This is a genomic window from Humibacter ginsengiterrae, from assembly GCF_054780115.1.
The window spans coordinates 339,387-351,279 of the sequence record NZ_BAAGWY010000003.1; the positions used below are offsets into that span (position 1 = coordinate 339,387).

Annotated in this window: 10 protein-coding genes; 5 read left to right on the forward strand and 5 right to left on the reverse strand. The window is 67.0% G+C overall.

Annotated features, from left to right (window positions below; all coding sequences use genetic code 11):
• Positions 1–12: 12 nt before the first annotated feature.
• Positions 13–474 (reverse strand): MarR family winged helix-turn-helix transcriptional regulator, encoded by a 462-nt coding sequence (locus ACYVII_RS06495; RefSeq protein ID WP_460532786.1) that lies wholly within the window; start codon positions 472–474, stop codon positions 13–15.
• A 71-nt stretch (positions 475–545) separates the two neighbouring features.
• Here ACYVII_RS06495 and ACYVII_RS06500 point away from each other — a divergent pair, with 71 nt between their 5' ends.
• On the forward strand, positions 546–1,514 hold the full coding sequence (locus ACYVII_RS06500; RefSeq protein ID WP_460532789.1) for an NAD-dependent epimerase/dehydratase family protein: 969 nt from the start codon (positions 546–548) through the stop codon (positions 1,512–1,514).
• Between the two features lie 28 nt (positions 1,515–1,542).
• Here ACYVII_RS06500 and arfA read toward each other — a convergent pair whose 3' ends face one another.
• Complete coding sequence (arfA, locus tag ACYVII_RS06505; RefSeq protein ID WP_460532792.1) at positions 1,543–3,084, reverse strand: alpha-N-arabinofuranosidase; 1,542 nt, start codon at positions 3,082–3,084, stop codon at positions 1,543–1,545.
• A 154-nt stretch (positions 3,085–3,238) separates the two neighbouring features.
• Here arfA and ACYVII_RS06510 point away from each other — a divergent pair, with 154 nt between their 5' ends.
• Genes ACYVII_RS06510 through ACYVII_RS06520 form a run of 3 tightly spaced genes read left to right on the forward strand, consistent with a single transcriptional unit; the run spans position 3,239 to position 6,565 of the window.
• Entirely contained in the window at positions 3,239–4,672 is a 1,434-nt protein-coding gene (locus ACYVII_RS06510) for a type 2 periplasmic-binding domain-containing protein (RefSeq protein ID WP_460532795.1), read from the forward strand.
• A gap of 32 nt (positions 4,673–4,704) precedes the next feature.
• Positions 4,705–5,658: a carbohydrate ABC transporter permease gene (locus ACYVII_RS06515; protein WP_460532798.1), complete on the forward strand. Its 954-nt coding sequence runs from the start codon at positions 4,705–4,707 to the stop codon at positions 5,656–5,658.
• A 1-nt stretch (position 5,659) separates the two neighbouring features.
• Complete coding sequence (locus ACYVII_RS06520; protein ID WP_460532801.1) at positions 5,660–6,565, forward strand: carbohydrate ABC transporter permease; 906 nt, start codon at positions 5,660–5,662, stop codon at positions 6,563–6,565.
• A 56-nt stretch (positions 6,566–6,621) separates the two neighbouring features.
• On the opposite strand, the gene ACYVII_RS06525 is transcribed toward ACYVII_RS06520, so the two are convergent.
• From ACYVII_RS06525 to ACYVII_RS06535, 3 genes are read right to left on the reverse strand one after another with little or no spacing between them, the layout of a single operon-like run.
• Positions 6,622–7,635 carry a LacI family DNA-binding transcriptional regulator gene (locus ACYVII_RS06525; protein WP_460532804.1) on the reverse strand — a complete coding sequence of 338 codons (1,014 nt, stop codon included), beginning with the start codon at positions 7,633–7,635 and terminating at the stop codon, positions 6,622–6,624.
• A 45-nt stretch (positions 7,636–7,680) separates the two neighbouring features.
• Complete coding sequence (locus ACYVII_RS06530; RefSeq protein WP_460532807.1) at positions 7,681–10,413, reverse strand: phosphoenolpyruvate carboxylase; 2,733 nt, start codon at positions 10,411–10,413, stop codon at positions 7,681–7,683.
• Between the two features lie 58 nt (positions 10,414–10,471).
• Positions 10,472–11,227 carry a phosphotransferase gene (locus tag ACYVII_RS06535; RefSeq protein ID WP_460532809.1) on the reverse strand — a complete coding sequence of 252 codons (756 nt, stop codon included), beginning with the start codon at positions 11,225–11,227 and terminating at the stop codon, positions 10,472–10,474.
• 182 nt (positions 11,228–11,409) lie between these two features.
• On the opposite strand from ACYVII_RS06535, the gene ACYVII_RS06540 reads away from it, so the two are divergent.
• Positions 11,410–11,893 (forward strand): DUF222 domain-containing protein (locus ACYVII_RS06540; protein ID WP_460532812.1); only part of this gene is annotated, 484 nt, incomplete at its 3' end.

Here is an 11,893-nt window from a genome sequence, read left to right on the forward strand (position 1 = left end):
CCCGACCGGCGACTATGCGGGATCATCGCCCCGGTGAGTCACGGTCGACGCACGGGAGTGCAGGGCGACGAGAACTCGTCGGAGTGCGGCCTCGCTTGCCGAGTCCGTACCGGCGAGGAATTGGCGCTCGGTCTTCTGCACGATGCGGAGGGCTTTCCCGTATGCATCGGCGCCGGCCTTCGTGAGCTCGACGACGTTGCGCCGCCGGTCGGAGGGATCGGTCTTGCGGGCGATGATTCCCTTGCGCTCCAGAGTATCGAGCATCCCGACCATCGTGGTGCGATCGATGCCGATCCGCTCCGCCACCTGAAGCTGTGAGGACCCGGGGTTCCGCACGATCACCCGGAGCACGCCGAGCTCGCGGGAATTCAAGTCAACGCTTGCCAGCGCGGCATCCGCGCGCGCCTCGTATGCGAGATACGCGTGCTTCAGGAGAAAGCCGAGGGGGAGTTCCTCGTCGCGAGCACTTGTCATGCCCTGAGGATAACCGTAGGCTGATCGTCAGTAATGCTGATCATCAGAATCAGCGCAGAAAGGATGCTCGGATGATCCTGGTCACTGGAGGTGCGGGCTTCATCGGCTCGCAGGTGGTCGCGGCGCTCTGCGCGATGGGCGAGGAGTGCGTGCTTGTGCAGCGCTCCCGCTCTGAGCCACCACCAAGGTTCGCGGGAATGCCGGTGCAGCTGGTGAGGGGCGACGTGAACGACCTCGAGACGTTCCTCGCCATCGGAGAACACGCTGCGATCACGGGCATCGTCCATCTTGCCGGGTCCATGCCTTGGCCGCCCGTGCGAGAGAACGCAGTCGAGTCGGCACGACGCAGTCTCGGCAGCTTCTTCAACCTTGTGAGCGCCGCCCAAAGGTGGAACGTGCCACGCGTCGTCACCGCGAGCACGATCGGCGTGTACGGCGGGATCGAACACGGTGGCGCGCTGCACGAGGATGAGCCGGTCCCGCTGGGCCATCTGCACGTGATTCCGACGTTCAAGAAGATCGCGGAGCTGCTTGGCGGCTACCTCGGTTCCATGACGGATGTCGAGATCGTCCAGGCCCGCATCTCCGGAACGTGGGGACCGGGCGGACACCTGCCCGACCCGTTCTTCCCCGCCTCAGCGCTCGTCGCTGCCGCTGCGCGTGGAATCAAGCCGGCTCTGTCCGGTCTGCTGGTGCCTCCCCGCGCCGGTGACGGGCTCGACCTCAGCTATGTGAAAGACACCGGAAGAGCGATCGCGTTGCTCCAACTCGCCGACCGGCTGGAACACGATGTGTACAACGTCGGTTCGGGGCATGCCACGACCAATGCGGATGTGGTCGACGCCATCCGGACCGTCGTCCCAGGCTTCGAGGTCGATCTGCCCGAAGGTTCAGCGGAGCCGCTGCGTTGGCTGGACATCTCGCGCCTTCGTCAGGACACGGGGTACCAGTCGCAATACGACACAGCTGCGGCTGCCGAGGACTACATCCGGTGGTTCAGGGACGGTGGGGCAGAAGGCGAGAAGCGCGCCCATCTGTGAGGATGTGCGCGCTTCTCGCCGTTGCGGACTACGCCTTCGCGACTTCCACCTCGACGACGGCCCATGACAGCGCGGGAAGCGTGACACGCAGCGTGCCGCCGTCCACGGCGACGTCGCTCAGCGGCTTGAGGCCGACGCGGTCCTGGTTGTGCTCGTTGTTCGTGGTGAAGCGGTCGGCGCCCTCGGGCACTGTCAGCACCTCGGCACGGGTGACGCGTGCGGCGTCGAAGCCGCGCAGCGTCGCCGTGACCTCGGCCGCATCGTCCAGCCCCCGGTTGGCCAGGAAGAAGGCGAGCCGGCCGTTCTCCTCGTCCCACGTCGCGCTCGCGTCGACCAGGTCGGCGTCGCCGTATTTCGCGGTCTCGAACCGGTCGCTCGTGGTCGACAGGCGCAGGATCTCGCCCTTCGCGAGTTCGGACATCCGGGCGAACGGCCAGAAGATCGACTGACGCCAGGCCGGTCCGTTCTCTTCGCTGCGGATCGGTGCGATCACATTGACCAGCTGGGCCTGGTTGGCGATCGACACCCGGTCGCCGTGGCGCAGCAGCGAGTTCAGCAGGGTCCCCACCACGACGGCATCCGTCACGTTGTACTCGTCTTCGATGATCCGCGGATGCTCGTGCCAGCCACCGCGCGCCTCGATCGTCGACAGCTGGTCGTCGCCCTCGCGAGCCGTGAGGTACCAGACGTTCCACTCGTCGAACGAGAGGTTGATGTGCTTGGAGTGCTTGCCCTTGGCGCGCACCGCGTCGGCGGTGGCGATCACACCGTCGATGAAGAGGTCCATGTCGACGCCGGAGGCGAGGAAGCTGGCCGCGTCGCCGTCTTTCTCCTCGTAATACGCGTGTAGCGAGACGTAGTCGACCACGTCGTAGGTGTGGCCGAGCACGGTCTGCTCCCAGGAGCCGAACGTGGGCATGCCCCGGTTCGAGCTGCCCGAGGCGACGAGCTCGATCGACGGGTCGACCAGCCGCATGGCCTTGCCCGCCTCCTGCGCGAGGCGCCCGTACTCGTCGGCCGTCTTGTGGCCGATCTGCCACGGTCCGTCCATCTCGTTGCCCAGACACCACAGCTTGATGTCGAACGGCTCGGATGCCCCGTTCTTCTTGCGCAGGTCGCTCAGGTAGGTGCCGCCAGGGTGGTTGGCGTACTCGACGAGTTCACGAGCGGCCTCGACACCGCGCGTGCCGAGGTTGACCGCCTCCATGATCTCCACGTTCGCCTTCTTCGCCCAGCCTGCGAACTCGTGCAGACCGAACGCGTTGGTCTCCACGGTGTGCCAGGCGCCGTCGAGACGGCGAGGACGCTGGTCGACAGGTCCTACACCGTCCTCCCAGTTGTAACCGGAGACGAAGTTGCCGCCCGGGTAGCGCACGACCGTGACGCCGAGCTCCTTGACGAGCTCCAGCACGTCCAGCCGGTAGCCGTTCTCGTCTGCATCGGGGTGGCCCGGCTCGTAGATGCCGGTGTAGACGCACCGGCCCATGTGCTCGACGAAGTTACCGAAGATCCGTCTCGGAACGGGCCCGACCGTGAAATCGCGGTCGACGGTGATGGTGGCGCGGGACATAGAACTCCTTTGTCGTTGTGCGTCGGTCTGTGCGTCGTCAGGGTGAGGCGGGTGCATGCCCGCATTCGAAACCAGCGACCACATTACATCGTTGAAGTGAGGGCGCGAACCATTTCTGGCCGGTCGCGCCGAGTGCTACCGTTACCACGTTGAAATGAGCGCTCGCGCTCGGCTATGGTTCCCCCACACCACCCACGCCGCGGCAGCGGCGCACGACAAGGAGGTCGTCAACGACATGGCACGAAGCAGCACGGGCCTGAGTCGCCGGGCTTTTCTCGCGGCCGGGCTGGGCGCCGCCACGGTCCCGCTCCTCGCCGGATGCTCCAGCGGCACCGGCACGACAGTCGCCGCGGGACTCTTCGGCACGAAGCTCCCCACCTCGACGCTCATCTACTGGAACCTGTTCGGCGGCGGCGACGGCACCCGCATGCAGGCGATGGAAGCCGGCTACGAGAAGCAGTACGGCGCGAACTCACTCCAGGCGACGACGTTCGCGTGGGGCAACCCGTACTACACGAAGGTCACCCTCGCCACTGTCGGCAACAAGCCGCCGGACGTGGCGGTCTCGCACCTCACGCGGGCGAAGCCGCTGTGGGACGGCGGCCTTCTCGAGCCGATCACGGATGACGACCTGGCCTCGGTCGGCCTCAGTGCATCCGACTTCAGTCAGCGACCGTGGAACGAGCAGCGCACGGACGGACAGAACATCTGCGTGCCGCTCGACACGCATCCGCTCGTCATGTTCTACAACGACGACGTGTGCCGCAAGGCCGGCCTGATGGACTCGAGCGGCACCCTGAAGAAGCTCAACAACCTGGATGAGTTCGAGTCCGCGCTGGCGGCGATCAGCAAGGTCACCAAGGGTCCGGCGATGACCATCGCCAACGTGGCCGGCGAGACCGCGACGCCATGGCGTGTGTTCTGGACGTTCTACAACCAGCACTCGCAGGCGACACCGTTCCTTTCCGACAACGGGTCGAAGCTGACGGTGAATGAAGATGTCTTCAACGACGTCACCACCCGACTGCAGTCGTGGGTGAAGAAGGGCTGGGTGAACAGCGGTCTCGACTACGCAACGGCGGAGTCCTACATGTTCACCGGCAAGGCGGGGCTCTACCTCGAGGGTGAGTGGGAGATCACGACCGCTCAGTCGGTGAAGGGCCTGAAGTTCGGCATCGTGCCGGTTCCGACGCTGTACGACAAGGCCGCCACCCAGGCCGACTCGCACACCTTCGTGCTGCCGCGCAAGGATCGCACACCCGAGCAGCGCAAACAGGCGATGCTGTTCATCCGCTCGATGCTCGACCAGAGTCTCACCTGGGCGAAGGGCGGGCACATTCCGGCCTACCAGCCTGTGGCGCGGAGCGCTGCGTACAAGACGCTGAAGCCGCAGTCGGACTACGCGTCGGTCGCCTCCAGCGCCGTATACGACGACCCGGCGTGGTACGGCGGCTCCGGCTCGACGTTCGAGAACATCGTCGGCGCCCAGCTCGGGCTCGTGCAGCAGCTCACGCTGTCTCCTCAGGAGGCCCTGCAGGCCATCAAGTCCCAGTTGAGCGTGTATCTGAACACGCCAAGCCCGCTCTAGAACCCACACTTTCTCCCGGAGGTACCACCGTCGTGACCACCGCAACCGCTGCCCGACCCCGGCCCCGTGCCGTTCGGAACTCGGGCCTGACCTATCGCTCGCCCCTGCAACGCAAGGATGGCCGGAGCGCCTGGCTCTTCCTCGCCCCGTTCGGCGTCTTCTACCTGGCGTTCCTGCTCGGTCCCACCATCTACATGCTCGTGATGAGCTTCTTCAACACCTCGATGGTGCGCACGGGGCTCGGATCGTTCGCAGGCTTCGCCAACTACGCCGAGATGCTCACGAGGCCGGACTTCTGGAGCTCGCTGCTGCACACGCTGCAGTTCACGCTCTACACGACCCCGCCACTGGTCATCCTCGCGTTCGTCTTCGCGGTGCTGACCAACCGGTTCAACCGCGGACAGTGGTTCTTCCGGCTGGCCTTCTTCCTGCCGTTCATCCTTCCTTCGGCGACGATCTCGCTGATCTGGGTGTTCGTGTTCACACCGAGTACGGGGCTCTGGGCGATGGTGGAGACCTGGTTCGGCATCACGCCAGGTTCCGGCGTGCTCTCCAGCCCGAACACGGCGATGATCGGCGTGGCGATCGCCACGGTCTGGTGGACGCTCGGGTTCAACTTCGTGCTCTACATCGCCGGTCTCCAGGAGATCCCGCGCGAGTTGTACGAGGCGGCGGCGGTCGACGGGGCGTCCGCGTGGTCGCAGATCCGTTTCATCACGATTCCGATGCTCGCCCGCACCACGACCCTCGTGGTGCTGCTGCAGATCATCGCCAGCCTCAAGATCTTCGACCAGGTGTACCTGATGACCGGTGGGGGACCGGGCATCTCCACTCAGGTCTCGCTGCAGCTCATCACCGGCACAGCGTTCACCGACAATCGGCTCGGTGCGGCATCAGCGGCGAGCGTGCTGCTGTTCATCGTGATCATCGTGATCGCGATCATCCGTCAGCTCACCGACCGTTCCGCGGCTAAGAAGGAGGCCTGACATGGCGATCTCGACCCCACGTCCTCGTCTCAAGTCCCCGGTCTCGGGCGCGGCTCCCGCGCGTCAGACCGCCACGTCGCGGGTGAGCGGGCGAACGTTCAACATCGTCGCGCTGATCGTGCTCATCGTCTTCGCGATCATCTGGCTCATCCCCAGTCTCTTCGCGCTGAAGACGTCGCTCACCGACAATGGCACGGCGGCTCTGGGGGCTTCGGCGATCCTGAGCAACTGGAATCCGACGCTCGCGTCGTATGCGTCGTATTTCGCCTCCGGCAACATCTGGAACTGGTACATCGCCAGCGCCATCACGTCGGTCATCACCGCCGTGCTCACCGTTTTCTTCGCCTCGATGGCCGCGTTCGCACTGTCGCGCCTGCGGTTCCGCGGCTCGAACACGGTGCTGCTGCTGATCATCCTGGGCATCATGATCCCGAGCCAGGTGCTCATCGTGCCGATCTTCCAGGAGCTCAACGCGCTCAGCCTGCTGAACACGTACTGGTCGGTGATCTTCCCGCAGGTGCCCGCCGTGATCGCGGTGTTCATCTTCAAGCAGTTCTTCGACGGCATACCGCGTGAACTCGAGGAGGCCGCTCGCATCGACGGCGCCGGCCTGTGGAAGATCTATTGGTCGGTGATCATGCCGCTGTCGCGCCCGGTCATCGCGGCCGTGACGATCCTCACGTTCGTGGGCGTGTGGAACAACCTGCTGCTGCCGCTGTTCGTGCTCTCCAACCCGAACCTCATGACGATCCCGGTGGGACTCGCCACGGTGCAGGGCAGCTTCGGGCAGCGCTATGCGGACATCCAGGCAGGAGCGATCCTGGCGGCGTTGCCGCTGATCATCCTGTACCTCATCTTCCAGCGCCGCATCGTGGAAGGTGTGACCGGAAGCGGTCTGAAGGGCTGAGCGCACCTACGGTCGGTTGAGAGCCCGTCGGGGCCCGCGAAGGGGTTTCGACGGGCTCAGCCGACGGCGTGACGGGTGCTCTCACGCACGATGATGCGGTGCTGCACCGTGACGAGCATCGCGTCGCGAGCCCGATCGGTGATGCGGGCCTCCAGCCGGTCCAGCGCGGCGTCCGTGAACGCACGCTTGTCGAACGACACGGTCGTCAACGGCGGCGAGGCGTACTCGCCGTGCGCGATGTCGTCGAAGCCGGCGACCGAGACCCCTCCCGGCACCTGGATGCCCCGCCGCCAGAGAGTGCTCAACGCTCCGATCGCGAGTGAGTCCGTGAAGCAGAACAACGCATCCGGAAGCGGGGAGCGCTCGAGGAACGCATCCATCGCCGAGGCGCCGCCGTGCGGTTCCCAGTCGTCGCAGCCGATCTCGAGCACGGGATCATGGCGGATGCCCGCATCCGCCAGCGCGCGCCGGTACCCGGCGGTGCGTAGCCGGGCCGTGAACGTGTTCGTGCGCACGGGTGAACCCAGAACGGCGATGCGCCGGTGGCCGAGACCGATGAGGGTGCTGGTCATGTCGTACGCGGCCTGATCGGGGTCCACGCGCACCTGGTCGAGCCTGCTCTGCTCGACTTCGCCGATGAGCACTGCGGGCGGAAGATGCGCCGAGTCGTCGGGCAGAGTGAACTCGTCGGACACAATCGGGTTGAGCACCAGCCCGTCGACCATCTGCGCTCGCGCACGGGAGAGCAACTGCTCTTCGCGCTCCGGGCGGGCACCGGTCTCCTCGATCTGGATGCCCCAGCCGCGTTCGTGCGCCGCCTCGACGAAGTGGTGCGCCATCTCGGCCGAGTACGGGGTGGCGAGGTCGGGCAGCGCCAGCGCGATGACGCCCGTACGGCCGTTACGGAGTCCCCGTGCGCTGAGGTTCGGCACGTAGTCGAGCTCGGCAAGGGCCTTCTCGACTCGCTCCTTGGTCTGCGGGCGCACGAACACGACGCCGTTGATCACGTTCGAGACGGTCTTGGCCGAAACACCGGCGAGCGCGGCGACGTCTTTCACCGTTGCGCGCATGCGCCCCCTTTCGTCGCCAGGGTGAGCCTACCGCCGCAACCGAGCTCAGCCGGTGTTCTGCAGGCCGGCGGCGACTCCGTTCACGGCGAGGAGCAACAGGCGGCGCAGCTCGTCCTGCTGCGTGTCGTCGATGGTGGAGGCATCCGCGTCGCTGCGAAGCGCTCGCAGGGCCCGGAGCTGCAGCAGGGAGAGCGCGTCGACGTACGGGCTGCGCAGCCGCACGGCACGGCGCAGGACGGGCCGGTCTGCCAGGAGCTCGGATGCGCCGCTCGTCTTCAGAGCCCACTCCCGCGTCAGCGCCATCTCCTCGAGCACCAGATCGGCGAGATCCTGCCGGTCGCCGAGGGCGAGGTAACGCCTGGCGAGCCGCTCGTCCGTCTTCGCGAGCGACATCTCGACGTTCTCGATCATGGTGCGGAACAGGGGCCAGCGGTCGTAGGCATCCCGCAGCAGCTTCTCGTCGCCCACGGCGGCGAGCGCGGAGCCGAGGCCGAACCAGCCGGTGAGGTTGATGCGGGCCTGCGTCCAGGCGAAGACCCACGGGATCGCGCGAAGGTCTTCGAGCGACTCCAGTGAGAGCCCGCGGCGGGCCGGGCGCGAGCCGAGCGCGAGCAGGCCGATCTCCTCCTGCGGGGTGACGAGCCCGAACCACGGGGCGAATCCTTCGGAGCGCACCAGCTGGAAGAAGCGCTCGCGGCTGACGCGGTCGAGCTGGGCGGCGAGATCGGAGAACTCGGCGGCGGCGCGAGCATTGCGTCCGCCGATCGATGGTGCGGATGCCATCAGGGTCGCCGCTGCGATCTGCTCCAGGTGCCGCACGGCGATGACCGGATCGCCGTACTGGGCGAAGATGACCTCGCCCTGTTCGGTGAGCTTGAAGCGCCCGTCGACGGATCCCGGCGGTTGCGCCAGCACGGCCTCGTTGGCGGGTCCGCCGCCGCGTCCGAGCGACCCGCCGCGGCCGTGGAACAGCGTGAGCACGATGCCGTTGCGCTCCGCCCAGTCCGCGATCCGGGCTTGCGCATCGTACAGGGCCAGCGTCGCGGAGACGGGGCCGACATCCTTCGACGAGTCGGAGTAGCCGAGCATGACCTCCAGACGGCGCCCGGTCTGGTCGAGGCGCTTCTTCACCTCGGGGATCTCGATCATGCGGTCGAGGATGTCCGTCGACGCATTGAGGTCGTCGAACGTCTCGAACAGCGGGATGACGTCGAGCACGGGTGCTGCCTCGGCGGACCCGAGCGCGTGCTCGGCCAGTCGGTACACGTTGGCGATGTCGTCCGCGGACTGGGTGAACGAGATGATGTAGCGGCGGGCGGCATCCACGCCGTAGCGGCTCTGCAGGTGCGCGATCACGCGGAACACCTCGAGCACCTCGGCGCTCTGGTCGTCGAGGTCCTCGTCGCCGTTCGCTCCGGCCGCGATCGCCTCGAGCGTCTGCCGGTGCACCTTGGAGTGCTGCCGCACCTCGAGCTCGGCCAGGTGGAAGCCGAACGTCTCCACCTGCCAGATGAGGTGCTGCACCTCGCCGTACGCGTTGCGCAGGTCGCCCGCCTCTGCGAGCGACCGCTGCACGATGCGCAGGTCGTCGAGCAGGGCATCCGGACCGTCGTAGGCCAGGTCTGCGTTGCGCCTCCGGGTGGCGGCGATACGCTCGGCCACCACGAGCAGCACGCGGCGGTGAGGCTCGTTGGGGGAGCGGGTCGCGACATCCGCCGTGAGTTCCTCGGTGAGTGCGCGCTGCCGGCGCCAGAGGTCCTGCAACTGAAGGCTGGGCGGGGTGTCGCCTCCGTCGAGCGTGAGCGTGCGCCCGATGCGGTCGGTGGCGCGCTCCAGGCCGAGCAGCACGTGCTCGGAGGCGATCGCCGCGGCTTTGCGCGTGATCTTCGAGGTGACGAACGGATTGCCGTCGCGGTCGGCACCGATCCAGCTGCCGAACCGCACGAAGGCGCGGGACTCGGGTGCGCGCGGCGAGGCATCCGGTCCCGCAAGCCGCTCGTCGATCAGCCGGTACACACGCGGAAGCACCTGGAACAGTGTCTGATCGAAGATGTTCATGGCCGTTCGCACCTCGTCGAGGGGCGTCGGGCGGTTGGAGCGCAGCGGCGCCGTGCGCCACAGCGTGTCGATCTCGGCCAGTAGCTGCCGCTCGTTCTCCATACGGGCGAGCGTGCCGAGGCGCGGGTCGTCATGTTCGGCAACGAGTTCGCTGATGCGACGGATGGCATAAGCGATGGCGCGGCGACGCGCCTCGGTCGGATGCGCCGTGAGCACCGGGCGGAACTCCAGGTTCGCGACGCGTTTGCGCGCCTCCGCATCGCCGACCTCGTCGCTGAGCGCGGCGAACGCGCTCGCGAACGATTCGGCCGGCCGATGGCCATCGGTGCTCCATGGGTCGCGTGCGAGCAGCACGCGCACGCGGTGCCGCTCCTCGGCGAGGTTGACCAGGTGGAAGTAGCACGTGAACGCGCGGGCCACCTGCTCAGCGCGGTCGAGACTGAAGCTCTCCACCAGCGCCTCGGCATCCTCGATGGATGCCTCACCATTGCGCTCGTACGCGTCGATCGTCAGTGCACGTAACTTTTCGACATCATCGAGCAGATCCGGTCCGCCGGACTCGGCCAGAACGCGTCCGAGCAGCTCGCCGAGGAAGCGCACGTCGGAGCGCAGCGCTTCGGGCACCTCGCCGCTGCGCACCTGGCGCGCGGCGGCGGAGTCGTCGCTCGGGTCGACGGCGGAGTGGCGGGGGGAATGATTCGAGGGGGCACCGTTCGTCATCGGCATCAAGGGTACGGCGGGGGAGGGGGTGGCCGGAAACCGGGCGGTGCGGGTGCGGTCAGCGAAGGGCGAGCTCGATCTCGGCGCGGTGGCGGAGGAGGTGGTCGAGTGCGCCTGCCCAGAAGTCGGCATGGCCGTCGACCGCCATGCTCGCCCACGGCTGCGTTCCCGTTGCGATGCTGTCTATGAGGAGGTCGCGCATCGCCTCGGTGCGCTCGACCATCGACGACGGCAGCGCCGTCCGCATCTCGGGCGAGGCGTCGTAGCCGTCGAGAACTGCCCGGAGCAGCGGAATGGACTCGTCGAGTTCGTGCTCGTGGTCGAGCTGTGCGAACGCACGCGCCGCGTAGCCGAGATCGGCGACCCTGGTCGTCGGCCCCGCGCCGTCCCAGTCGATGAACGTCCATCGGTCGCCGTCACGGATCAGGTTCCACGGCGCGAGGTCGTTGTGACCGATGACCTCGTCGCCGGCGCTTCGCATCGCCGACGTCCAGATATCCGCTTCGGTGCGTTCGAAGGATGCGGCAGCTTCGTGGAGCGCGCGGATGCTCGCGCCGACGCGTGCGGCATCCGCCTCGTCGATCGGCATGGAGCTCATCGCCTCGATGCCCGGGACGAACTCCAGGATCTGGCGGCCGTGGTCGTCTCTGCCAAGGTGCTCGGGAACGACGTCGCCGACCTCGTCGTGGAGGTGTTTCAGGAGCCGCTGAACGCTCGGAGTCGATTCAGTCCACGGTTTACGCACGGTGTTGCCCGCCCGCAGGACGAAGGGCGACGCGTTGCCGCCGGTCAGGGGGAGCTCCGGGATGGACACGTTGACAGTCTCGCGGAGTGACCGCGGTCGTTTGTGGGTCCGTATCGGTACAGCGGAGGCTCTGGCGTCTGACGGGATTGCCTTTCCGTCCACAGGTGTCCGTTCGGCCGGGTTATCCACAGGTGAAATACCTGGTCAGGAGTAGGTTCTGAATGTCGGTGGGTGCTGGTTGACTTGGTTGTATGAACAGTCCGAACGCACCGGTCGCCGCCTCCACGGCGGCACTGTCGGATGCGTTCGACGCGCTCACGGCGGCGCTGGATGACGTGCTGCCCGCGACGGGTGTGCACGGTCTCGGTGATGAGGTGCTGTTGACCGCGACCCGGGCGGTGGAGACCCTGGGTCGGAAGGTGGATGCGTTGCGTGCGCATTGTGCTGGGGAGATCCTGGAACGCTCCCCGAAGGGTCTCGGTGCGGAACGGCTCTCCGCCCGTAATGGGTGCCGCACCCCAGCCGAGTTGACGGCACGGTTGACCGGGGTGTCGGAGGCGACCGCTGCACGGCGTGCTGCGTTGGGGCAGGCGGTGGCGGTGCGGGGGTCGCTCACCGGTGGCCTGTTGCCGCCGAAGTTCCCCACCGTCGCACAAGCAGTCGCTACCGGGGATCTGGGTGAGGATGCCGCACGCATCATCGTGTCGACTCTCAGCAGCATTGAGCATCGGGCGA